Source organism: Micromonospora ferruginea, from assembly GCF_013694245.2.
GTDB classification, from domain to species: Bacteria; Actinomycetota; Actinomycetes; order Mycobacteriales; family Micromonosporaceae; genus Micromonospora; species Micromonospora robiginosa.
Genome location: NZ_CP059322.2, coordinates 2,915,094 through 2,937,913 on the forward strand (window position 1 = coordinate 2,915,094; position 22,820 = coordinate 2,937,913).

The window sequence follows — 22,820 nt, forward strand, 5'->3', positions numbered from 1 at the left end:
CCAGAAACAACGCCGTGGACAGCCTACCGACCGGACGCCGGTCCGGGGGTGCCCACCGCCGTACGGCTCGCGGCTCCTTCCGGCCCGCCGGTCCGCCGGGCGCGCAGCCGGTCGAGGTCGCCGGCGAGTTCGTCGGTGACCAGCAGGTCCCGCCGGATGTCGTGGTGGGGGTACGCGGCCCGCCCGACCATGTGCGCCGCCACCGGCGCGGTGGCCAGTTGGAACATGCCGACCAGCACGAGCGTGGTGACGTCCACCCCGGACCGCAGCCGTAGCGCGCAGCCGAGCAGCACCAGCAGCAGCCCGAGGACCTGCGGCTTGGCCGCGGCGTGCATCCGCGACAGCACGTCCGGGAAGCGGACCAGCGCGATGCCGGCGGCGAGGCTGAGCAGCGCGCCGGCGACGAGGCAGACGCCGGCGACGGTGTCGAGGACGGCGTCGACCGTCACTTCGGGTCCCTCCGCGCCGCGAACCGCGCGACGCTGACCGAGCCGACGAAGCCGACGATGGCGAGGACCACCAGCACCGGCAGCGCGGTGGCGTCCCGGCTGTAGGCGGCCTCGGTGGCGATGGCGGCGACCGCGACCGCGAGCAGCACGTCGGTGGCGACGGCCCGGTCGAGGATCGACGGCCCGCGGATGATGCGGACGAGGGTCAGTCCACCGGCCACGGTGAGCAGCGCGGTGACGATCACGGCGACGACTGTCACGTCGGTGCCCCTTCCAGGTCGACCGGCTCGCTCGGGCCGGTGGGATCGGGTTGGCGGAGCCGGCTCAGCTCCTCGGCCGAGCCGACGGCGGCGACGACGCGCTCCTCCAGCTCCCGCACGCCGTGCCGGAACCGTTCCACCTCGTCGCGCGTGCGGACGCCGATGACGTGCACGTAGAGCGTGCCGGTCTCCCGGTCGGCCTCCAGGATCAGGCTGCCCGGCACCAGCGACAGCGCCTCGGCGGTGAGGGTGAGGTTGAGGTCGGTGTTCACCCGCAGCCGCACCGCGATGATCGCCCCGCGCGGGGTGTGCCCGAACCGGACCGCCAGCCAGGCGACCTGGGCGGAGGCGACCACGAGATCCCACAGGAAGCGCGCCAGGAACCGCAGCAGCGGCACCGGCCGGAGCCGCCCGGCGAACGTCACCGGCGGCAGCGGGAAGACCACCAGCAGCACGGCCGCGACCACCAGGCCGCTGATCACGTTGGCCCAGGTGAAGGTGCCCCACAACAGCACCCAGACGGTGACCAGTCCGGTCACCGCGACGGCCCGGTTGCGCCACCGGACGCGTCGGGTCAGCGGGGCACGCGGATGAGTGGTCACGGCGTACCCCCCGGGAACACGGCCTCGACGTACGGGGCGCGGCGCAGCAGGTCGTCGGCCGCGTCGGTGCTGATGTCGAAGAGCGGCCCGGCCACCACGGTGAGCCCCAGCCCGAGCACCACCAGGGCGGCGGTGGAGGCGGTCATCAGCCGGGGCAGCGCCGCGCCGGACGGCGCCGCGTCGTCGTGCGGCTGCTCCGCGCCGTCGGTGCGCGCCGACCGGACGCCGTCGCCGGGTTCGGGCATGTCCGGGTGCGGGGCGCGCCAGAACGCGAGGTTCCACACCCGGGCGATGGCGTAGAGGGTGAGCAGGCTGGTGAGCAGCCCGCCGGCGACGAGCGCCCAGGCCAGCACGCCGCCGTCGGACACGCCCGCCTGCACGAGGCCGACCTTGCCGAGGAACCCGGAGAACGGCGGGATGCCGGCCAGGTTGAGGGCGGGCACGAAGAAGAGCACCGCCAGCACCGGCGACAGCCGGGCCAGCCCGCCGAGCCGGTCCAGCGCGGTGCTGCCGCCGCGGCGTTCGACCAGGCCGGCGGCGAGGAACAGGGTGGTCTGGATGGTGATGTGGTGCACCACGTAGAAGATCGCGGCGGACAGGCCGAGCGCGGTGGTCAGGCCGACCCCGAACAGCATGTAGCCGATGTGGCTGACCAGGGTGAACGACAACAGCCGTTTGATGTCCGACTGGGCGACCGCGCCGAGGATGCCGACCACCATGGTCAGCGCCGCGATCACCAGCAGCAGGTCGGCGGTGCGGCCGCCGGGGAACAGCAGCGTCTCGGTGCGGATGATCGCGTAGACGCCGACCTTGGTCAGCAGGCCGGCGAAGACCGCGGTGACCGGCGCGGGCGCGGTCGGATAGCTGTCCGGGAGCCACGCCGACAGCGGGAACACCGCCGCCTTGATGCCGAACGCCAGCAGCAGCATGCCCTGCAGGACCAGGCGCAGGTCGTCCGGCAGCGCGTCCAGCCGGTCGACGAGCTGGGCCAGGTTGAGCGTGCCGGTGGCCGCGTAGATCAGGCCGATCGCCACCAGGAAGATCAACGAAGACAGCAGGCTGACCACGACGTACGTGGTGCCCGCCCGGATCCGGTTCTCGGTGCTGCCCAGCGTCAACAGTACGTAGCTCGCCACCAGCAGGATCTCGAAGCCGACGTAGAGGTTGAACAGGTCGCCGGAGAGGAACGCGTTGCACACGCCGGCGGTCAGCACCAGATAGGTCGGGTGGTAGACCGACAGCGGTGTCTCCTCGTTGCCGTCGGCCATGCCCTGCCCGATGGAGTAGACCAGCACGCAGAGGGTGACCGCGGCGGAGACCACCAGCATCAGCGCGGCGAGCTGGTCGGCGACGAGCACGATGCCCAGCGGCGCGACCCAGCCACCCACCTCGACCACCAGCGGGCCGTCGAGCGTGGAGCGGACCAGCAGCAGCGCCGCGACCGCCACCGTGGCGGCGAGGACGGTGATGCTGACCCACCGCTGGGCGCGGGCCCGGCCCACGAGCAGCAGCGTCAGGGCGGCGCCGAACAGCGGCATCACCACCGGCAGCGGGACGAGCCAGGTCATCGGGTCCTCCCCGACCCACCGGCGGCCACCGGCCGGTCGTCGTGCGCCACGGCCGCCGGGGTCCGGTCGGTGGTCTCCGGGTCGGCCGTGCCCGGACCCTCGTCCCGGTCCGCCAGCTCCATGATCCGGCGGTCCTCGACGTCGTCCTGCACCTCGTCGTGCCCGTTGAGGTGCCAACTGCGGTAGGCCAGGGCGAGCAGGAACGCGGTCATGCCGAGCGTGATGACGATGGCGGTCAGCACCATCGCCTGCGGCAGCGGGTCGGCCATCTCCCCCTCGGCGGTGGTGCCGACGATCGGCGGGCCGCCGGCCCGCCCGCCGGTGAGCAGCAGCAGGTTCGCGCCGTTGCCGAGCAGGATGACCCCCATCAGCACCCGGGTCAGGCTGCGCTCCAGCAGCAGCGTCACCCCGGCGGCGAAGAGGACGCCGACCACCACGACGTAGACCAGGTTCGGGCTCACACCAACTCCTCTTCCCGTACGTCGCTCGGGGCGCTCTCGTCCTGGTCGACCTCCTGCTGGCGGTCCATCTCGGCGCCCAGGCTGCGCAGGATGTCCAGCACCAGGCCGACCACGATGAGGTAGACGCCGACGTCGAAGAAGACCGACGTGACGAAGTGGACGTCACCCAGCACCGGCAGGTGGAGGTCGAGCATCGCGCTCTGCAGGAACTCACCGCCGAGCAGCATCGCGGTGACCCCGGTGCCGACGGCGACGAACAGCCCCGCGCCGAGCACCCGACCGGCGTCCACCGGCGCCGCGCCGTTGAGTTCGGTACGGCCGCCGGCCAGGTAGCGCACGGCCAGCGCCAGCCCGGCGACCAGCCCGGCGGCGAACCCGCCACCGGGCTGGTTGTGGCCGGAGAACAGCAGGTAGATCGAGAAGAGCAGGATCGCGTGGAACAGCAGCCGGGTGACCACCTGGAGGATCACCGACTGGGCACGCGTGGTGGCGCCGCCGGTGAGCCAGCGCGGGCGCACCGAACTCTGCCGGCCCGCGCCGGGGATGCCGCTGCGCATGTCCAGCGCCCGGGAGCGGCGGAAGATCAGGCTGGCCACGCCGGTCGCGGCCACCACCAGCACCGCGATCTCGCCCATCGTGTCCCAGGCCCGGATGTCGACGAGCGTCACGTTGACCACGTTCTTGCCCCCGCCGTAGGACACCGCCTCCTCGGGGAAGCCGACCGAGATGGGCGTGGCCACCCGGGCGCCCGCCGAGACGTACGCCATGCCGGCGGTGACCACGCCGACCGCCACGCCGAGCGCGACGCGCACCCGCCGGCTGGAGCGCATCGGGCGGGCCGAGAACTTCCTCGGCAACCGCCGCAGCACCAGCACGAACATCACGATCGTGACGGTCTCCACCAGGAACTGCGTCAGCGCCAGGTCCGGCGCGCCGTGCAGGACGAACATCAGCGCCGTGCCGTAGCCGGTCACCCCGACGAGGATCATCGCGGTCAGCCGGCGCCGGGCCCGTGCCGCCGCCACCGCCGCCACCACGATCGCCGCGCCGGCGGCGGCCTGTAACGGCGTGTCCCACAGTTGGTGGCGCTGCGACCACGGCACGCCGACCAGCAGCGCGCCGCCGGGCAGGACGACCAGCACCAGCAGGATGACGCCCAGGTAGAACGGGAGGGAACCACGCTGGGTGGCGCCGGTCAGCTCCACCGCCGCGCGGTCCACGGCGGCGACCATCCGGTCGTAGCCGGTCGCGCCGTCGAAGGGCAGGCGCGGCAGGCGCGGCCGACGCCGGTGCAGCAGCAGGAACAGCGCGACGCCGGCGGCGACGGCCAGCGCGGACAGCCCCAGCGCCGGGGTCAGGCCGTGCCAGAGCGCCAGGTGGTAGCCGGGGTCGGTGCTCGGGTACTGGTCCGCGTACGGCGCGAGCACCCGGTCCACGGCCGGGGCGAGGACGCCGACGGCCAGGCCGGCGACCGCCAGCACCGCCGCGGGCGCGACGAACGCCCGGTCGAGCGGCCCGGGTCGGGTGTCGGGCACGTCGGGCTTGCCGGCGAACGCGCCCCAGAGGAAGCGCCCCGTGTAGGCGACGGTCAGGGCCGAGCCGGCCACCAGCCCGGCGAGGACCACCAGGTCGACGGCGCCGCCGTGCCGGAACGCCTCAAGCGCCGCCTCCTTGGCGACGAAGCCGGCCAGCGGCGGCAGCCCGGCCATCGAGGCCGCCGCCAGCCCGGCGACCACCGCCAGCGCCGGCGCCCGCCGGCCCAGGCCGCTCAGCTCCCGCAGGTCGCGGGTGCCGGCGACGTGGTCGACGACGCCGACGACCAGGAACAGGGTGGCCTTGAACAGGGCGTGCGCCAGCACCATCGCGGCGCCGGCCAGCGCGGTGTCCCGGGTGCCGGCGCCGAGGACCACCATCAGCAGGCCGAGCTGGCTCACCGTGCCGTAGGCCAGCAACAGCTTCAGGTCCGTCTGCCGCAGCGCCGACCAACCGCCGAGGAACAGGGTGACCAGGCCGCCGGCCACCAGCACCACCCGCCAGGCGGTGGCCTGACCCACCGCCGGCCCCATCAGCGCGACCAGGAACACGCCGGCCTTCACCATGGCGGCGGCGTGCAGGTACGCGCTGACCGGTGTGGGCGCGGCCATCGCGCGCGGCAGCCAGAAGCTGAACGGGAAGATCGCCGACTTGCTGGTCACGCCGAGCAGGATCAGCACCAGGGCGACGGTGAGGTAGCCGCCGTCGGGCAGGTTCTGCGACATCTCCGACCACCGGTAGGAGCCGGCGTGCTGCCCGAGCATCACGAACCCGGCGAGCATCGCCAGCCCGCCCAGCGTGGTCACCAGCAGCGCCTGCATCGCGGCGTGCCGGCTGGCCCGCTTCGCCGGGTCGCTGCCGATCAACAGGTAGGAGAAGACGGTGGTGAGTTCCCAGAAGACGTAGAGCAGCAGCAGGTCGTCGGCGACCACCAGGCCGAGCATCGCGCCGGCGAACGCGACGAAGACCGCGGCGAAGCGGCCGAGACCGGGGTCGTCGGAGGAGAAGTAGCGGGCGCTGTAGGCGAGCACCAGGGCGCCGACGCCACCGACCAGCAGCACCATCAGCCAGGAGAGCGTGCCCATCCGCAGGGCCAGGTCCAGGCCGAGCTGCGGCACCCAGGTGACGGTCTCCACGACCGGTGTGCCCGAGCGCACCTGGCCGGTGCGGGTCAGTGCCCAGATCCCGGCCGCGGCGGGCACGGCCGCCAGCGGGTAGAGCGCGTGCCGTCCCCAGATGCGTACCAGCGCCGGGGCGGCCACGGCTGCGAGCGCATGAACCGCCACCAGAACCAGCACACATCCCCCTCAAGATCGACATCCGGTTAGTCAACCCTAACCGGCGTCGACGGGATCGACCACGTCGAGAGCGTCACCTCCGCCGATGCGTATCGGCGCCGGCCGGGCCGGGTAGGAACCCAGGTTTCCCGGATAGGCTCGCCGCCCGGCGAGACGACGAGGAGACGGCATCATGCCCCGCAAGGCCCTGCTGTCCACGCGGACCGCTTTGGCCGGCACCACCGGGAACGCGATGCTGATGGGCGCCGCCGAGATCAGCAGCCCGCTCGGCTGGGTGCTGCTGCCCGGCCTGCTCGGCGTGTCCGCCCGGCCCCGGGTCGCCGCGCTGGTGTCGGCCTGGGCGGGGGTGCTGGTGCTGGCGTCCGTGGTCGTACCGGTCGTGCCCGGTCACCGCAGCGACCCGACGGCGCTGGTCGCGTCCGCGCTCGCCCTGGCCGCGGCGCCCGCCCTGGCCTGGGCCCGGCGGCGCCGCCGGTCGGCAGCGGTGGTGCGCGCCACCACGCCGCCGGACGTCGCGGTGTTCACCATGCCGGCCGGCCCCGGCCGGGCCGCCTTGGCGATCTGCGGCACGCCCGGCGAGATCGGCGCCGCCGTCCCGCTGCGCGGAGGCGGGCTGCGCGTCCTGGTCGGCACCGTGACCGGCCCCACGCTGGCCACGCCCGCCGGCCGGCGGGCGATCGAGCTGGCGTTCCGCCGTCACGCCGGCCGGACCCGCCGGTCGCTGCCGCAGGTGGTCGAGGCACTCGACACCGTGGTACGCGAGATCGCGCCGGCCGGGCACCTGCGCGCCACGATCGTCCAGGTCGACCGGGACGGGCAGGTGGAGGCGGCGCGCTGCGGCTCACCGGACCTCGTCGTCGCGGGCCGGGACCACGCGAGCCTCGCCGGGGTGCCGGCGGGCCCGGCGATCGGGTCGACCGCCACGGCCGACGGGGTGACGCCCACCCCGGTCACCGCCCGGCGCGTCGCCGTCGTCGCCGAAGCACACCGGGACGACCCGGCGACGATGCTCGGTCAGATGGTCCGCGACGACGACCCGGCGCGAGCGGCGCAGCGGCTCACCCAGGGGCCCGGAGGTGAGCGGCGGGTCGGCCCGGCGCTCGTCGTCGACCCGGCGGCGGCGTCACGCAGGTAGCGGCGCATACCACTGGGCGCCGGTGACCAGGACGCGCTTCGACTGCTGGCGGTTCCACTGCACCCGCATGCCGTGCCGACGCAGCACCGGAAAGACCCTGTCGTCCAGCAGCCGTTCCAGGTCGGCCTGGTAACGGGCCTGCTGCTCGGCCTGCGGCAGCGCGTCGTAGGCGGCCTCGTCGAAGTCGGCCGGCGGGTAGGCCCCGTAGCCCAGATAGACCTCGCCGTCGGCGCTCGCGATCAGCGACTCCGTGTCCTGGTTGTGGAACCACACATAGCCCAGCCAGTGCCGGGAGTCGTCCCGCTCGTCGTGGATCTCCGCCGACGCGCAGGTGCCGCAGCAACTGAAGTCTGCCCGGGCCAGCACGCCGGCCTCGTTCAGCTCGGCGAACGCGTGGGTCAGGTTGCTGCCCACCGCGCCCCACCCGCGCTGTTGCTCCCGCCGCGCCGCGAGCGCCGACCCGTAGGCCGCGGTGAGCTCCTCGTCGGTGGCGCCGTGCCGGTCCTCCTCGTCGTCGAAGTAGTCGACGAACTCGGCGGCGTCGTCCTCGCCCCGCACCACCCAGCTCCAGATCTCATCCTCGATCCGGGCACGGCCCGGCTCCGCGATCCGGTCGGTGAGGAACCGCGCGCCCTCGGGGCGGTCGTTGTAGATCCAGTCGGTCACGGCGAGGATCCTCACATGCGCCTGTGACAACCCGGCCCGGACCCCGAACCTCAGGGTCGGATCCGGGTGTTCGCCGATGCCGGTCGGGTGCGGCGCCGGTCGAGGATGGACGGACGTCCACATCACAGGAGGCGCCGTGAACCGTCGATCGTCGGCCCTGGCCGTCGCCGTGCTCGTCCTGATCGGCGGGGCCCCCGCACCGGCCCGCGCCGACCCCGCGCCGCCGCGCCTGGTCTGGGGCGAGTGCGCGGACGACCTGCCGAACGTCCCGCTCGACCCGGCCGTGCGGTGCGCCCGCCTGCGCCTGCCGGTGGACCGGTCCCGACCGCACGGGCCGACGTTCGAGCTGGCCGTGGCGCGCCGGGCCGCGCGCGTGCCGGCGCGGCGGGTGGGCACGCTGGTGTTCGGGCCGGGCGGCCCGGGCGACTCCGGGGTGGAGCGCATCCGCCGGGGCGACCGGTTCAGCGACGAACTGCTCGACCGGTTCGACCTGGTCAGCTTCGACCCGCGTACGGTGGCACGCAGCGCCGCGCCGGTCTGCGCGCCGGATCCGGCGCCGCGCCGGCCGCCGATCCCGCTGGCCGGTCCGGCCGACTTCGCCGCCGCGGTCGCCTGGAACCAGGCGCTGTGGGAACGCTGCCGTCCGACCAGCGCCGTCTTCGACCACGCCGACACGCTGAGCACCGTGCACGACCTGGAGGCGCTGCGCCGCGCGCTGGGCGAGCGGCGGCTGACGTTCCACGGCAGCTCGTACGGGACGTTGCTGGGCCAGCAGTACGCCGAACGGTACCCCGACCGGGTGCGGGCGGTCGTGCTCGAAGGGGTGTTCGACCACAGCCTCGGCGTGCGGGCGTTCGTGCGCACCCAGGCCGCCGCGTTGCAGGACGCGTTCGACGAGTTCGTCGCCTGGTGCGACCGGTCGGTCGAGTGCGTGCTGCACGGGCGGGACGTGCGGTCGGTCTGGGCCGGCGTGCTGGCCCGCGCCGACCGTGGCGAGTACGCGCCGCGTACCGCCTTCGACGTCACGGCCGTGGCCCTCGGCATGCTGGCCGGCCCGCGCTGGCCGCAACTGGCCGCGGAGATCCGGGGCATGGACGCCGGCAGCCCGCCGGGCGAGCTCAGGCTGTCGGTCGCGGTCGGCGTGTTCTGCGCGGACTGGCCGGCACCGGTGCGCGACTACGACGAGTACGCCGGTCTGGTGCGGGAGGCGACGGCCGCCGCGCCGGACGTCCGCTACGGCGCCGGGCTGCTGGCGGTGCAGACCTGCCTCGGCTGGCCGGCCCCGGTCCGGAATCCGCCGCACCGTCTGCGCGTGCACACCCGCACCCCGTTGCTGCTGCTCAACGCCCGCCACGACCCGCGCACCGGCTACGCCTGGGCGACGAACGTCGCGCGACAACTGGGCCGGCACGGGCGGCTGGTCACCTACGAGGGGTGGGGCCACGGCACCTACCAGCGAACCGACTGCACGACCGCGGTGGTGGACCGTTATCTCGTCGACGGCGTGCTCCCCGCGCCCGGCGCCCGCTGCCCGGCCGCGCCGTGACGGTTCTCACCGCGTCACCCTGGCAGGTCACCGGCGTTGACCGGGTACGAGCGGTACCCATGACGTCGTCTCTCGAGGTAGCCATGAGCAGCGTTCCCGGCCCTGTCGACCCGGCCCACCTGCGGGCCGTGCTCGACGGGCCGTGGGCGCGGGTCCGCGACGCGCACCGCGCGCACCTCGACGAGCGGTTCCTGCCGGTGTACGGCGAGACCGGTGACCAGGCGCGCGAGCGGATCAGCCGGCTGCTCGGCGAGCTTCCGGTCGAGCTGGGCATCGGCGGTGGCTTCCCCACCGAGTACGGCGGCGCCGCCGACGTCGGCGCCTCGATCGTCGCCATCGAGATGCTGGCCCAGGTGGACCTGTCGCTGATGGTGAAGGCGGGCGTGCAGTGGGGGCTGTTTGGCGGCGCGGTGGCCGCCCTGGGCACCCGGCGACACCACGACGCCTACCTGCGCGACATCGTCTCGGGTGAGCTGTTCGGCTGCTTCGCGATGACCGAGACCGGCCACGGCTCCGACGTTCAGCAACTGCGCACCACCTGCGTGTACGACCCGGCGACGCAGACGTTCGACCTGCACACCCCGCACGAGGCGGCACGCAAGGACTACATCGGCAACGCGGCCCGCGACGGCCGGATGGCGGTGGTCTTCGCCCAACTGGTGATCGACGGCCGGCGGCACGGCGTGCACGCGTGGCTGGTCCCGATCCGCGACGAGCGGGGCGACCCGCTGCCCGGCGTGACCATCGGCGACGCCGGACCGAAGGCCGGCCTGCTCGGCGTGGACAACGGCCGCCTCAGCTTCGACCACGTGACGGTGCCACGCGACATGCTGCTCGACCGCTACGCCCAGGTGGCGGCGGACGGGACCTACTCCAGCCCGATCGAGAACGACTCCCGACGGTTCTTCACCATGCTCGGCACCCTGGTCCGGGGCCGGGTGAGCGTCGGCGGCGCCGCCTCGGCCGCCACCAAGGCGGCGCTGACCATCGCGGTGCGCTACGGCGACATCCGCCGCCAGTTCGGCACGCCCGACGCCGAGCGCGAGGTGCTGCTCAACGACTACCTGGCCCACCAGCGCAAGCTGCTGCCCGCGCTGGCCACCACGTACGCGTTGACCTTCGCCCAGGCCGAGCTGGTCACCGCGCTCAGCGACGTGCAGGGCGGCGACGGGCCGGTGGACGAGCACCGGCAGCGGGAGCTGGAGTCCCGGGCCGCCGGCCTCAAGGCGGCGCAGACCTGGCACGCGACGCGCACCATCCAGATGTGCCGGGAGGCGTGCGGCGGCGCCGGCTACCTGGCCGAGAACCGGCTGCCCAGCCTGAAGGCCGACACCGACGTGTTCACCACGTTCGAGGGCGACAACACGGTGCTGCTGCAGTTGGTGGCCAAGGGACTGCTCACCGGCCACCGCGACGAGTTCGGCTCGCTGGACGGCTGGGGTCGCGCCTCGTTCGTCGCCGAGCAGGTCCGCGACATGGTCCTCGAACGCACCGCCGCGCGGGCGCTGATCGAGCGGCTGGTCAGCGCCGTGCCCGGCCGCGACGAGGAGGTCGCCGTCACCGACCGGGGCTGGCAGCTCACCGTCTTCGAGGACCGCGAGCGGCACCGCCTCGACGGCGCGGTCCGCCGCCTGCGCAACGGCGCCGCCACGAAGAAGGACCACCCGTTCGACATCTTCAACGACGTGCAGGACCACGTCCTCGCCGTCGCCGCCGCGCACATCGACCGGGTGACCCTGGAGGCGTTCGTCGCCGGCATCGACGCCACCGCCGACCCGGCCGCGCGGGCGCTGCTGTCGCGGGTCTGCGACCTGTACGCGCTCGGCGTCATCGAGGCCGACAAGGGCTGGCTGCTGGAGCACGGCCGGCTCACCCCGGCCCGGGCCAAGGCGATCACCGGGGTGGTCAACGGCCTGCTCAAGGAGCTGCGCCCGCACATGCGGACGCTGGTGGACGGCTTCGCCATCCCGGACGCCTGGCTGCACTGCGCGATCCTGCGCGAGGAACCCGACCGGCAGGAGAGCATGGCCGCGCACGACGCCACGAGCTGACCCCTCGTCACCGGCCCACGGCGGAGCTGACCACCCAGACCACGGCGAGGCAGGCGACGCCGGCCACCGCGGCCCAGAGCGCACACCCCATGCCGTACGTGCGGTCGCCGGCGAGTTTCCGCACGGTCTCCGCGGGTTCCTGGCTCACCGCGAGGTAGCGGCCGGTCCTGGGCAGCGTGAGCGCGGCGAGCCCGTTGGCGAGGACCACGGGCTGGCCGATCACGTGCAGTTCGACGCCGGCCGGCACGATCTGTTCGACCACCCACACCGCGTCCACGCGCCTCGCCGCGTCCGCCGGGACCGCTCCCCGGTCGACGAGGTGCTGGAGCCACCGACCGTTGCGGCGATGGCTGGTGGTCTCCTCGCTGACGACGGTCAGCACCGGCGTGGGAGCGGCGTGCGCCACCGGCAGCCGGGTGCTCGCCCACAGCGACAGGTGGGGGTCGGTGACGGACGCCTGGAGCAGCTTCGCCGTCACGGCGGCCGTGCCGGTGCGGTCGGCCACCCCGAACGGGTCGCCCGCGGACCGTTCCCAGAGGATCTCGGTCTGGGTGAGGCCGGGGTCGCCGACGCTGACGGTGGAATACACGATGGTACGGAACCACACCGCCTCGGTGCCGGACAACGGCGCGACGACCGTCCCGTCGGGGCCGGGCACGGTCCGGCCGTACACGGCGAACCGGCGGGGCAGGCCGGTCCCGGGGCGCAACGCGGCACACGGTGCGACGGCGTGCCGGCGGACCCACCGGTGCTGGCGGCCCTCCGACACGGCCAGCGCGAGCAGGACCGGCGTCAGCACCAGCATCGCGTATCCGAAGAATCCGGCGACCGCGACAACGACCGTCAGAAAGCCCACCGGGTCAGGGTAGGCATCGACCGCCACCACGTCGCCGGGCCGGACGCCGGGGGCTTTCCCCCGGGCCGGAGACGGGTGCTGGCCTCCTTATCCCCGGCCCGCGAGGTCCATAGCGTGATGCGTGACGGGCCGCCGGTCGGCGCGGCCCCCGGTCCGGGAGGCAGTCATGGTACGGAGGATCCGCGCGGCGCTCGTCGCGTCGTTGGTCGCGTGCACGCTCACGGTCACCGCGGCGACACCCTCGTCCGCCTCCCACCGGGGCGGGCCACCGGGCCCGGTGGGAGACGAGCGGGCGCCTCGGCTGACCCTGCCGGCGCCGACCGGCCCGTACCCGGTCGGCACGACGGACCTGCACCTGGTCGACCGCTCCCGCAGCGATCCGTGGACGGCGGTCCCGACCCACCGCGAGCTGATGGTCAGCGTCTGGTACCCGGCCCGCGACGTGGGCCGCTTCCCCCGGGCACCGCACATGGCGCCGGGGGCGGCGGCGCACTTCGGCGGCGTCGACGGCGCCGCGTCCGCCCTGTACGGCATACCGGCCGGGCGGGTGGACTTCGCCGCGACCCGGACCGCCGGTCACCTGGGCGCGCCGGTGGCGCGGCACCGGCGGCCGTTCCCGGTGGTGCTGTACTCGCCCGGCGCCGGCGACCCGCGCACCTGGGCCACCACGCTCGTGCAGGACCTGGCCAGCCGCGGGTACGTGGTGGTGACCGTCGACCACACCCACGAGACCTCCGAGGTGGAGTTCCCCGGCGGCCGGGTCGTCACCGGCATGCTGGCGCGGCTGTCCCAGGAGGCCCAGCAGCCGGACGACTTCCAGCGGCTGGCGGCCACGGTGTTCGACACGCGGCTCGCCGACACCCGATTCGTGCTCGACCGGTTGGCGGCCCTGGGTGGCGGCACCAACCCGGATGCGCAGGGGCGGGCGCTGCCTGCCGGTCTGGCCGGCGCGCTGGACCTGCGCCGGACCGGCATGGTCGGCATCTCCGCGGGTGGGCTCACCGCGTTGCAGGCCATGCACGACGAACCACGGATCCGGGCCGCGGCCGACCTCGGCGGCACCATCGAGTCACCGCTCGTCCCGGACCCGATCGGGTTGTGGCCGGTCGCGCGGCAGGGCCTGGACCGCCCGTTCATGCTCGTCGGCGACCCCGGGGCCGACCACCACCGGACGCCGTCGTGGCGGATGGTGTGGGACAACAGCACGGGCTGGCGCGTCGACCTGCACCTCGCCGGGGCCAGGGGCGAGGACTCCTACAAGGACACCGTGCCGCTGCTCCCCCAGATCGCCCGGCAGCTCGACCTTCCCGACAGCTTCGTCACCGGGGTCATCGGGGACGTCGACCCGCACCGGGCCGTCCGCAGCGAGGAGACCTTCGTCGCCGCGTTCTTCGACAGGTGGCTGCGGGACCGCGACGGCCACCTGCTGGACGGGCCGTCCCGGTGCCTCCCGGACGTCGTCTTCGTCCCCTGACAGACCGGCGGAACCGGCACGGACACAAGTAGCCTGGCGGCGGAGGTGTTCCGATGACCGTGCTGGACATCCGTCGGGTCGGCGACCCGGTGCTGCGCCGGGTGGCCGACCCGGTGACCACGTTCGACGCGGAGCTGGCCACGCTGGTCCGGGACCTGACCGAGACGCTCGCCGCCGCGCGTGGCGCCGGCCTGGCGGCCCCGCAGATCGGTGTCGGCCTCCGGGTCTTCGCCATCAACCCGGACCTGCCCGGCAACGAGCTGCGGCTCGACCACCTCGTCAACCCGGGCCTCGACTTCCCCGACGACGAGGAGCAGGACGGGCCCGAGGGCTGCCTGTCCATTCCCGGGATCTACCTGGACACCAGACGACGGATGAACGTGGCGGCCAGAGGGTTCACCAAACAGGGTGACCCGGTGCAGGTCGTCGGCGCCGGCCTGCTGGCCCGCTGCATCCAGCACGAGACCGACCACCTCGACGGGGTGCTGTTCATCGACCGGCAGGATCCGCAGGGCCAGGAACGCATCCTCGCCACCCTGCGCGAGGCGGCCTGGGCGGACGCCCGGATCCGGACCAGCCCGCACTGAGGCCCGGGCACCGCGTCCGGCGTCCGGCGCGCCTCGGTAGGTTCGTGGTCATGAGTGACGACACGTTCCGCTCGGTGGAGATCGAGCGCACCGGCCTGGCGAGCTACACCGTCCGCAACGCCCGCGGCGGGTCGATCTCCATGGGCTCGGGCCAGGGCGACAGTTTCACCCCGGTGGAGCTGCTGCTGGCCGCCATCGGCGGATGCACCGCCGTCGACGTCGACCACATCACCAGCCGTCGCGCCGAGCCGGACGGCTTCTCCGTCGTGGTCAGCGGCGACAAGATCAAGGACGAGTCCGGCGGCAACCGGATGCGCGACATCCGGGTGGAGTTCACCGTGGCCTTCCCGGCGGGACCGGACGGCGACCGGGCACGCGAGGCGCTGCCGCGCTCCCTGCGGCAGTCGCACGACCGGCTCTGCACCGTCTCCCGGACGGTGCAGCTTGGCACGCCGGTCACCATCGTCGACGTCGCCGACGCGGGCGACGACGCAGCCCTGCCGTCCCCGTCGTGACCGACGTCGCGGACATCCGCGATCCCGTCGCCGGCGTCGGCCCTGCCATCGGCCGACGGCGGCGCGGCACGACGCCGGTTAGCGCTGGTGGGTCAGGTGCCGGAGGAACGGTGGCCGGTGCGTACCACAGGGGTGCCGCTCGACCCGGGGCGGAACTCGCGCGCGACGTCGGCGACCATCTCGTCGGGATCGCGAGCGAGCGCCTGCCGGATGTGCGCCGGAACCACCTCCGACCTCGCCATCGCCATCCGGACCTGCACCGAGCGGTCGTCGAGCAGGCGCCGCAGGTCCACCTCGTCCAGCTCGACCGCGAGCACTAGCGCGACGCGGACGTCCACCACCGGGTCCTGGGCGAGCGCGCTGCGCTGAGCGGTGGTGGTTCGCGGATTACGGGCGAGCCCCTTGCGTACGCGTGCGGTCCGATCGGCCGTCAGGGCCGTGATCACGTCGGGGTCGTGGGTGTGGGTGGCGAGCCGTTCCCGGACCTCCGGCGAGACGTCGTCGACCAGCCGCGCGGCCAGCTCGGGCTCCAACTCGCGCGTCTCCGCGAGGAGACCGCGCAACTCCTTGTCGGGGGCCTCGGCCATCACCCGGCGAACCGACTCGTCGCAGGCCGGGTTGCCGGCGACCGCCCAGCGGACCCATCGGTCGGCGTCCTTGACCAGTCGGAGGAGATTGCCGACCGAGGTCGAGGGGTTCCTCGCCACGGCCTCCCGGACGTGCCGGTCGTGGTCCCGGGCCAGCGGTCGGAGCGCCTGCGCCGGCGCGTCGGTGCGGGTCGCCACCGCCTTGCGGACCACGGCCGACGGGTCGGCCGCCAGGTCGATGAGGGTCAGGTGTGTCGTGGCGGGGTCCCGCGCGAGGGCGAGCCGGCCGTCGACACCGTCGCCGGTCGCTGCCGCGCTGCCATCGCCGACGCCCTGCCGCTTCCCCATGGACGCCATCATGTCACGAGCCCGACCCGGGGAGACCGGCCCCCTGACCAGCGCTTCGACGGTGACCAGGCAGCCGATCTGCCCGTGCTGACCGAACGTCCACCGGCCTACCGCGGCACGGCCCGGAACCAGACCTCCCGGTCCTCCGGGTCGGGTCCCCGGCGGGGCAGCGTCGGCGGCTCCTCCCCGGTGACCGGCGCGTAGTGGTCGAAGGTGGTGGTCAGGACCGCCTCGCCGCCGGTCAGGTCGGGAAGCGCGGCAACGACCTCCGGAATCCGCGCCGACGGCAGGGTGCCGCTCACCTCCAGGTATCCGCCGGCGACGGCGGTGTCGTGCACGATCGCGCCCCGGCGGCCCAGCAACGCCAGCACCGCCTCCACGGTGTGCTGCGGCAGGTTGACGTCGAACCGCTCGATCGGCTGGCACACCCGGGTGCCGGCCGCGCGCAGCGCCGCGGCGACCACGACCGGGGCGAGGTGGCGGAAGTCCGCCGCCACGGTCGAGATGGACTTGTCGAACTTCTGGTGCGGCCGGCTCTGCCGCGGCCAGTACGTCGACGCCGTCATGGTGACGACGCAGTCGGTGACCGGCCAGCCGTGCCGGCCCTGACGGAACGCCGCCCGCACGCCCTCCTCGGTGGCCGCGACGAAGGCCGGTGGGAGCCGGCCGGGCTCGACGCCGGGACGGAACTCGATGCCGTGCCCGACCGGGGCGGCCTCGATGCGCAACCCCAGCCCCGCCAGGTACGGGTTGCCGCGCTCGCGGACCCGCTCGTCGGCGCACCCCGCGCCGACGACCCGCTCGATGCACGCGGTCAACGTGCCGGAGAACCGCACCCGGACGCCGTACCGGTCCGCCATCAGGGCGGCCAGCACCTCCTTCTGGACCTCGCCGTGCAGGCGGATCACCGCCTCCGCCTGCGCCTCGTCGAGTCGCAGGTCCACCAGCGGGTCCTCGTCGGCCAGCTCGGCCAGGCCGGCGAACATCGCCAGGCGCTGCGCCGGTTCGACCGGCTCGACGACGGCCTGCCTGGTCGGCGGCGGGAACCGGTAGGCGTGCCGTCGCGGGGGCTCCCCGATGTGCTGGCCGATTCGGGCCGACACACCGCGTACCGCGGCGATCTGCCCGGCGGAGACCGACGGGCGCACGAGGACGCCGGCGGGCTCGATGACGGCGATCTGGGTCACCGTCTGGGGGCGGGCGTCGGCCAGGCGCACCCGGTCGCGCACCCGCAACCGCCCGGACCACAACCGCAGCCAGGCCCGCCGGCCCTGCCCGTCCCGGTCGACGGCGAAGACCGTGCCGGCCAGTGCGCCGTCCCGCTGCGCGCCCCGCGGCAGCAGGTCGGCGAGGAGGTCGCACAGGTGCCGGACCCCGGCGCCGGTGATCGCCGAGCCGCACGCCACCGGGTTGAGCCGGCCGTGGCGCACCGCGTCGCGGATCACGCGCCGGACGTGGCGTACGCGCACCGGCTCGTCCGCCAACCACCGCGCGGCCACCGCGTCGTCGATCTCGGCCACGGCCTCCACCACCGGGGCGGCGTCGAGGGCCACCGGGCGTACCCGGGCCTCGACGGCGCCCTGGCCGGTGACCGCGCTGAGCCGAACCGGTCGCGCCCCGAGCCGCTGGTGGATCTGGGCCGTCACCCGGTCGACGTCGGCGCCCCGGCGGTCCACCTTGTTGAGGAAGAACACCGTGGGTACGCCGATGCGGCGCAGCGCCCGCCAGATCGCGACGGTCTGCGGCTGGACCCCCTCCACGCTCGACACCACGAGCACGGCGGCGTCCAGCACGGCGAGCGACCGCTCGACCTCGGCGATGAAGTCGGGGTGACCGGGGGTGTCCAGCAGGTTGACGCGCAGGTCACCGATCGCGATGGAGGTGACGGCCGCGCGGATGGTGATGCCACGCCGGCGTTCCAACTCCATCGAGTCGGTGCGGGTGGTGCCGGCGTCGACGCTGCCGAGCTGGGTGACGGCGCCCGCCTCGTAGAGGAGGCGTTCGGTCAGGCTGGTCTTTCCGGCGTCAACATGGGCGACGATTCCGAGGTTCAACAACGCCAAGGCAGAACTCCACGGTAGGACGGGTCAGGGTCCGGGGCGTGGAAGCTGCTCGCATCGTCTCTCCTCGTCGTGGTGGTCGCGGCGGTGTGCCGTCACCAGGCTCACACGCGACCGGCGGCCGTCGCCACCGAATTCGGCTCCGCCACTACGGGCAGTTCGCGCTGTTCCGCCGGACCGTACGCTCGCGGTCGTCGGAGGTGATGCCGGACGGCACACCGTCGAAGTGGGTCTCCACCTTCGTCCAGCCCCGACGCTGCTCGTAGTGCAGGTGCGGCGCGCCGGAGTCGCCGGTGCTGCCGACCCGCCCGAGTTGCTGGCCGCGGGCCACCCGCTGCCCGGCGCGCACCAGCGGCGGCTCCAGCAGATGCAGGTACTGCGTCTCCCACCTCCCGCCGTGGTCGAGGGTGACCCAGTAGCCGCCGCCCCGGCCCTTCGGCCCGTCCGGGTCCTGCGGGGTCCGGCCGCCGAGCGAGCCGTTGATCCCGGCCACGCCGACCGTGCCGTCGGCGGAGGCCAGCACCGGCCGGCCCCAGGCCGCGCCGGTGGTCGGGAACAGGTCGACGTCGTAGTCGTCGTGCCCGGGATAGGTGGACAGCCGCCACGTCTCGCCGCAGGCCACCGGGAGCTGGAACGCCGGCCGTGGACCGGGTCGCGTCAGCAGCGGCACCACGAGCACCGCGCCGGCGACCAGCGCCGCGAGGGCGACGACGACCGCCGCCGCGCGGGCCGCCCGGCGGCGGGGGCGGACGTTCTGCGGAGCTTCGGCGGTCACCGTTCCGAGCATGACACGCGCGTCCGCGACGGTCAGGGCGTCCGCGCGGGCCGACGACGTGGCGCGTATGGGACTTCCTTCGCCTCGCTCAGCCGACGGCGCAGCCGGCGCCGTTGAGCGAGAAGCCGGTCGGCGGCGCGTCGCTGGCGCCCCAGCGGCCCTGGACGCCGAACGTCGCGGAGCCGCCCGGCGCGAGGACGCGGTTCCAGTCGACGTTGCGGGCGGTGACGGCGGCCCCGGTCTGGCCGACGGTGGCGTTCCACGCGGAGGTGACCTGCTGGTCGCCCGGGTAGCCGAAGGTGACGATCCAGCCGTCGACGGGCGCCGTCGACGTGTTCTGCACCGTCACGGTGGCCACGAAGCCGCCGGACCACTCGGACTGGTTCCGGTAGGTCACCCGGCAGGTCGACGGCGGTGGGGGTGTCGGGGTGGACGTGGTGGGCAGGGTGACCGTGTTCGACGCGATCGACACGTTGCCGGCGGCGTCCCGGGCCCGGACGTAGTAGAGGTTGCGCAGCGGCGTCGACGGGGGCAGCGACGCCGTGTACGTGGTGCCCGGCACGGTGGCGACGAGCGTCGAGGAGAACCAGCCGTCGAAGCGGTAGACGTTGTATCCGAGCACGCCGACGTCGTCCGTCGACGGCGACCAGGACAGGCCGGCGGTGGACGCGGTCACCTCGCCGACGGTCAGGTCCCGCGGCGCGCTCGGCGGGGTGGTGTCTCCGCCGGTGTCGGTCACCGGGGTGACCACGGTCAGCGTGTCCGTCGACGGCGAGCGGTGTCCGAGGGTGTCCCGGGCGGCCACCCGGAAGGAGTACTGCCGGCCCGGCTGAAGGTAGTTGGTGATCGTGGTGGTGGTGACGGCCCCGACGCTGGCGCTGTAGACGACGTCGTCGAACGCCTGGTAGTAGGTGATGTCGTAGCCGGCGATGGCGCAGCAGCCGGGCGTGGCGGCCGTCCAGGCGAGGGTGACCGACCCGGACCGTACCGCGGTGGCGGTCAGATTGGTGGGCGCGCTCGGCGGGAACGGCGAGGTGTTCGGTGTGCTGGCCGCCGTGGTCGGCGTCGGTTCCGCGGCCGGCGCGGCCGCCCCGCCGGGCGCCGGGGCGACCCGGGGGTACGCGGCGGGCGCGGCGGCGCCGGCGCCGGCGGCCGGCACGGCGACCAGCGCGGTGGCGAGCATCGTCGCCGACACCGCGACGGCGGCGGCCAGCGGGCCGGGGCGCAGCCGGCGGAGCAACGGGGACGGGAGGACGCCTGTCATGCCTCGACGATGCCGCCAACGCATCGATGATCGCCAACGTGTCCCACGACTCGGATCGGCGGTCCGGAGCACGGTGGGCCGGTCGCCGGTCAGACCGATTCGAGTTCGCGGTCCCCGGCCGTCGCCGGCGCGTCGGCCCGCTTGTCGACCCGGGTCATCAGCGCCCGCGCGTACAGGGCCAGGCCGGCCAGGATGCTCGCCACCGCGATCGGCACGCCGAAGGCCGGCCGCACGTACATCGCCAGGAACCAGGACCTGACGGTGACGCCGGACAGGATGAAGACCAGCGGGACGATCCCCTGCGGGATCAGCAGGATCGAGCCGAGGCCCCAGCTCAGTCCCTCGACCGTGCCGCCCCTGCGGGACCCGTCGGCGCCGGCGGTCCGGACCACGGTGGGCCGGCCGGTGCGCATGGTGTGCAGCAGGTCGGACCCGTCGGCGCCGAGCTTGCGGGCCGCCGCCGCGCCCAGCGCCCAGGCGACCGCGACGCCGGTCAGCACGCCGACCGGCACCCCGGACCAGGTCAGCCACGGACTGTCGAACCGGGTGCCCAGGTAGACCAGGGTGAGCGCGGGCGCGGGTGGCAGCAGCCCGACCCAGAACAGCACGTTGGACCGGCCGGTGGTGTCGGCGCGCTCGAGCGGGTTACTCGGCCGCTTGTGCGCGTCCGGGCCCGGGACCAGGCCGAACACCGACGAGTGGACGGCCAGGCCGGCGCCGCCGCCGAGCAGGGCGGGCACCGCCGCGGCGACCCACGGCCAGGTCCAGGCGATCGGACTCCACCAGGCGGACGCGACGCCCAGGACGACGGCCGGCGGCGCGAAGACGAGCAGGTACGCCCACTGCCGCCCGCGCACGTCGGCGCGTTCGGTGCCGGTCGTGATGGTCTGCCAGAGCGCGGTGCCGTCCTGGCCGTAGAGGTTGCAGGCGGACGTGATCGCGAAGAGCGCGACCGCCGGACCGGCCCACGGCAGCAGGAGCCGCGCGTCGAAGGTCAGCGGCAGCAGCACGGTGCCCAGCGCCCAGACGACCGGCACCACCGCGGTGGTGGTCCGCAGCGGGTCCCGCCACCAGGTGCGCAGCTCCTTGCGGACGACCGCGCCGGTCGCGCCGGCGAGCGGGCCGCCGGCGACCGGGGCGCGCCCGGCGCCACCCCGGACGGTGACCCGGGCGCGGCGCGGGGTGCCCAGCTCGACCGACCAGACGAGCAGCAGCAGCACGCAGAGCAGGGCCAGGCCGGCCGGCGCGGCGAGCGCGAGCGGCCAGTCGCCGCGCCCGGCGGCGTCCACCGCCACCACGCCCCAGCTCGACGGGACCGCCCGCAGCGTGACGGTGGTGGTGTCGGAGAACCCGGTCCGCAGGACGTCGGAGTACATCACCGCCACGACGATCATCCAGCCGGACTGGGTGAGCACGAGCATCGCGGCGAACAGCACGCCGGTGATCGCCGCGCCCACCGGGGACGCCGCGACGACGCCGAACAGCGCGTGGACCACCCGGGACAGCAGCACCACGAAGACCAGTTGCAGCGTCGCGACCGGCACCGCCAGCAGCGCCGGGCCGAGGCCCTGCCGCGCCGCGTACGTGATCAGGCCGACGAAGCCCAGCGCGGTGACCGCGGTGGTGATCCCGACGAACGCCGCACCGAGCAGCCCCACCGCGAGCCGGCGGCGCGGCACCGGCAGCAGCGTGAAGTGGTCGGCGCGCAGCACCGCCGAGCCGCCCCACAGCGGGCCGATCAGCCAGCCGAGCGTCCACATTCCGAACACTCCGGCCAGCAGGTCGCCCAGCACCTCGTCGGGCAGGTCGACCAGGGACAGCCAGATCGTGGCGGCCGCGAACAGCAGGCCGAGGACCGCCCCCACCAGCATCCACGCGGCGCGGCCACCGGTCATCGAGTTCCTGATGATCGACAGCTTCATCCGGATCAGGACGCCAGCCACGACAGTCCCTTCCGGGTGTGCTCGTCGCCGCCGACCAGCCGGACGAACGTCTGCTCCAGGGTGCTGTCGCCGCGCAGCTCGGCCAGCGGGCCGGCCGCCACGACCTTCCCCGCGGCCATCACGGCCACCGTGTCGCACAACTGCTCGACCAGCGGCATCACGTGGCTGGAGAGCACCACCGAGCCACCGGCGGCGACGAACCCGTTCAGGATCGCCTTGAGGGCCGCCGCGGACACCGGGTCGACCGCCTCGAACGGCTCGTCCAGCACCAGCAGCCGGGGACCGTGCAGCAGCGCCGTCGCCAGCCCGATCTTCTTGCGCATGCCGGTCGAGTAGTCGACCACCAGGGTGCGTTCCGCCGCGCCCAGCTCCATCACGTCGAGCAGCTCCTGGACCCGGCCGGCCAGCACGCCGGCCTCGATGCCGCGCAACTGCCCGAGGTACGTCAGCAGCTCGCGCCCGGTCAGCCGCTCCGGCATGGACAGCCCGTCGGGCAGCACGCCCAGCAACGCCTTCGCCTCGACCGGGTCGGCCCACACGTCCACCCCGAACACCCGCGCGGTGCCCTCGTCCGGGCGGAGCAACCCGACCGCCATCGACAACGAGGTCGTCTTGCCCGCCCCGTTCGGGCCGACCAGGCCGAAGAACGAGCCCTGCGGCACCACCAGGTCGACGTGGTCGACGGCGGTGGTCGAGCCGAACCGCTTGTGCAGACCGGACAGCCGCAGCGCCGCCGGCCGCCCGTCCGCGTCCGGATCGTCCGCTGCGGCGTACTGCGTGGTCGACGACTCCATGGATCCCCTCGGTGCGACTAGGTGGCGGCCCCAGTCTCACCGACGTGC

Annotated in this window: 20 protein-coding genes; 6 read left to right on the top strand and 14 right to left on the bottom strand. The window is 74.3% G+C overall.

The genetic code is table 11. The features are described 5' to 3' along the window. Window positions 1-23 precede the first annotated feature (23 nt). From mnhG to H1D33_RS12395, 6 genes are read right to left on the bottom strand one after another with little or no spacing between them, the layout of a single operon-like run. Complete coding sequence (gene mnhG / locus H1D33_RS12370) at window positions 24-449, bottom strand: monovalent cation/H(+) antiporter subunit G (RefSeq protein ID WP_181567923.1); 426 nt, start codon at window positions 447-449, stop codon at window positions 24-26. Further along, complete coding sequence (locus H1D33_RS12375) at window positions 446-709, bottom strand: MrpF/PhaF family protein (protein ID WP_181567922.1); 264 nt, start codon at window positions 707-709, stop codon at window positions 446-448. Before H1D33_RS12375 ends, mnhG begins: the two co-directional genes overlap by 4 nt. After that, the gene (locus H1D33_RS12380) at window positions 706-1,311 is read right to left on the bottom strand and encodes a Na+/H+ antiporter subunit E (RefSeq protein WP_181567921.1); all 606 of its coding nucleotides are present in this window, start codon (window positions 1,309-1,311) and stop codon (window positions 706-708) included. Before H1D33_RS12380 ends, H1D33_RS12375 begins: the two co-directional genes overlap by 4 nt. Continuing rightward, entirely contained in the window at window positions 1,308-2,879 is a 1,572-nt protein-coding gene (locus tag H1D33_RS12385; protein WP_181567920.1) for a Na+/H+ antiporter subunit D, read from the bottom strand. Before H1D33_RS12385 ends, H1D33_RS12380 begins: the two co-directional genes overlap by 4 nt. Next, complete coding sequence (locus tag H1D33_RS12390) at window positions 2,876-3,340, bottom strand: Na(+)/H(+) antiporter subunit C (RefSeq protein WP_181567919.1); 465 nt, start codon at window positions 3,338-3,340, stop codon at window positions 2,876-2,878. Before H1D33_RS12390 ends, H1D33_RS12385 begins: the two co-directional genes overlap by 4 nt. After that, the gene (locus H1D33_RS12395; RefSeq protein WP_181567918.1) at window positions 3,337-6,171 is read right to left on the bottom strand and encodes a Na+/H+ antiporter subunit A; all 2,835 of its coding nucleotides are present in this window, start codon (window positions 6,169-6,171) and stop codon (window positions 3,337-3,339) included. Before H1D33_RS12395 ends, H1D33_RS12390 begins: the two co-directional genes overlap by 4 nt. Window positions 6,172-6,343: 172 nt before the next feature. Here H1D33_RS12395 and H1D33_RS12400 point away from each other — a divergent pair, with 172 nt between their 5' ends. Then, a complete protein-coding gene (locus H1D33_RS12400) occupies window positions 6,344-7,306 on the top strand; it encodes a hypothetical protein (protein WP_181567917.1) in 963 nt (320 codons plus the stop codon). On the opposite strand, the gene H1D33_RS12405 is transcribed toward H1D33_RS12400, so the two are convergent. Beyond that, the gene (locus H1D33_RS12405; RefSeq protein ID WP_181567916.1) at window positions 7,295-7,972 is read right to left on the bottom strand and encodes a DUF6891 domain-containing protein; all 678 of its coding nucleotides are present in this window, start codon (window positions 7,970-7,972) and stop codon (window positions 7,295-7,297) included. The two genes, H1D33_RS12400 and H1D33_RS12405, sit on opposite strands and share 12 nt — an antisense overlap. A 136-nt stretch (window positions 7,973-8,108) precedes the next feature. Between H1D33_RS12405 and H1D33_RS12410 the strand changes: the two genes are divergently transcribed. Continuing rightward, entirely contained in the window at window positions 8,109-9,518 is a 1,410-nt protein-coding gene (locus H1D33_RS12410; RefSeq protein ID WP_246411419.1) for an alpha/beta fold hydrolase, read from the top strand. Between the two features lie 83 nt (window positions 9,519-9,601). Then, entirely contained in the window at window positions 9,602-11,569 is a 1,968-nt protein-coding gene (locus H1D33_RS12415; protein ID WP_181567914.1) for an acyl-CoA dehydrogenase family protein, read from the top strand. 7 nt (window positions 11,570-11,576) lie between these two features. Here the strand turns inward: H1D33_RS12415 and H1D33_RS12420 are convergent, their stop codons facing one another. After that, window positions 11,577-12,425 (bottom strand): hypothetical protein, encoded by an 849-nt coding sequence (locus H1D33_RS12420; RefSeq protein WP_181567913.1) that lies wholly within the window; start codon window positions 12,423-12,425, stop codon window positions 11,577-11,579. A 166-nt stretch (window positions 12,426-12,591) separates the two neighbouring features. Here H1D33_RS12420 and H1D33_RS12425 point away from each other — a divergent pair, with 166 nt between their 5' ends. The 3 genes from H1D33_RS12425 to H1D33_RS12435 are packed head-to-tail and all read left to right on the top strand — an operon-like array spanning window position 12,592 to window position 15,001. Then, window positions 12,592-13,899 (top strand): alpha/beta hydrolase, encoded by a 1,308-nt coding sequence (locus tag H1D33_RS12425; RefSeq protein WP_181567912.1) that lies wholly within the window; start codon window positions 12,592-12,594, stop codon window positions 13,897-13,899. A 53-nt stretch (window positions 13,900-13,952) separates the two neighbouring features. Next, window positions 13,953-14,486: a peptide deformylase gene (gene def, locus H1D33_RS12430; protein ID WP_181567911.1), complete on the top strand. Its 534-nt coding sequence runs from the start codon at window positions 13,953-13,955 to the stop codon at window positions 14,484-14,486. A 50-nt stretch (window positions 14,487-14,536) separates the two neighbouring features. Then, the gene (locus H1D33_RS12435) at window positions 14,537-15,001 is read left to right on the top strand and encodes an OsmC family protein (RefSeq protein ID WP_181567910.1); all 465 of its coding nucleotides are present in this window, start codon (window positions 14,537-14,539) and stop codon (window positions 14,999-15,001) included. Window positions 15,002-15,093: 92 nt separating this feature from the next. Here the strand turns inward: H1D33_RS12435 and H1D33_RS12440 are convergent, their stop codons facing one another. From H1D33_RS12440 to H1D33_RS12465, 6 genes are all read right to left on the bottom strand, one after another. Continuing rightward, window positions 15,094-15,936, bottom strand: a complete 843-nt coding sequence (locus tag H1D33_RS12440; RefSeq protein WP_181567909.1) for a hypothetical protein — start codon at window positions 15,934-15,936, stop codon at window positions 15,094-15,096. Window positions 15,937-16,043: 107 nt separating this feature from the next. Continuing rightward, entirely contained in the window at window positions 16,044-17,990 is a 1,947-nt protein-coding gene (locus tag H1D33_RS12445) for an elongation factor G (protein WP_307755402.1), read from the bottom strand. A gap of 154 nt (window positions 17,991-18,144) precedes the next feature. Continuing rightward, the gene (locus H1D33_RS12450) at window positions 18,145-18,771 is read right to left on the bottom strand and encodes a M23 family metallopeptidase (RefSeq protein WP_246411418.1); all 627 of its coding nucleotides are present in this window, start codon (window positions 18,769-18,771) and stop codon (window positions 18,145-18,147) included. 88 nt (window positions 18,772-18,859) lie between these two features. Further along, complete coding sequence (locus H1D33_RS12455) at window positions 18,860-20,035, bottom strand: cellulose binding domain-containing protein (protein WP_181567906.1); 1,176 nt, start codon at window positions 20,033-20,035, stop codon at window positions 18,860-18,862. A gap of 89 nt (window positions 20,036-20,124) precedes the next feature. After that, window positions 20,125-21,978 carry a hypothetical protein gene (locus H1D33_RS12460; RefSeq protein ID WP_181567905.1) on the bottom strand — a complete coding sequence of 618 codons (1,854 nt, stop codon included), beginning with the start codon at window positions 21,976-21,978 and terminating at the stop codon, window positions 20,125-20,127. After that, entirely contained in the window at window positions 21,963-22,772 is an 810-nt protein-coding gene (locus H1D33_RS12465) for an ABC transporter ATP-binding protein (RefSeq protein ID WP_246411415.1), read from the bottom strand. Before H1D33_RS12465 ends, H1D33_RS12460 begins: the two co-directional genes overlap by 16 nt. Window positions 22,773-22,820: the final 48 nt, after the last annotated feature.

Coding starts and splice junctions, on each gene's coding strand:
- H1D33_RS12385 (WP_181567920.1), bottom strand. CDS start 2,879: ATGACCTGGCTCGTCCCGCTGCCGGTGGTGATGCCGCTGTTCGGCGCC.
- H1D33_RS12455 (WP_181567906.1), bottom strand. CDS start 20,035: ATGACAGGCGTCCTCCCGTCCCCGTTGCTCCGCCGGCTGCGCCCCGGC.
- H1D33_RS12435 (WP_181567910.1), top strand. CDS start 14,537: ATGAGTGACGACACGTTCCGCTCGGTGGAGATCGAGCGCACCGGCCTG.
- H1D33_RS12415 (WP_181567914.1), top strand. CDS start 9,602: ATGAGCAGCGTTCCCGGCCCTGTCGACCCGGCCCACCTGCGGGCCGTG.
- H1D33_RS12400 (WP_181567917.1), top strand. CDS start 6,344: ATGCCCCGCAAGGCCCTGCTGTCCACGCGGACCGCTTTGGCCGGCACC.
- def (WP_181567911.1), top strand. CDS start 13,953: ATGACCGTGCTGGACATCCGTCGGGTCGGCGACCCGGTGCTGCGCCGG.
- H1D33_RS12425 (WP_181567912.1), top strand. CDS start 12,592: ATGGTACGGAGGATCCGCGCGGCGCTCGTCGCGTCGTTGGTCGCGTGC.
- H1D33_RS12465 (WP_246411415.1), bottom strand. CDS start 22,772: ATGGAGTCGTCGACCACGCAGTACGCCGCAGCGGACGATCCGGACGCG.
- H1D33_RS12440 (WP_181567909.1), bottom strand. CDS start 15,936: ATGGGGAAGCGGCAGGGCGTCGGCGATGGCAGCGCGGCAGCGACCGGC.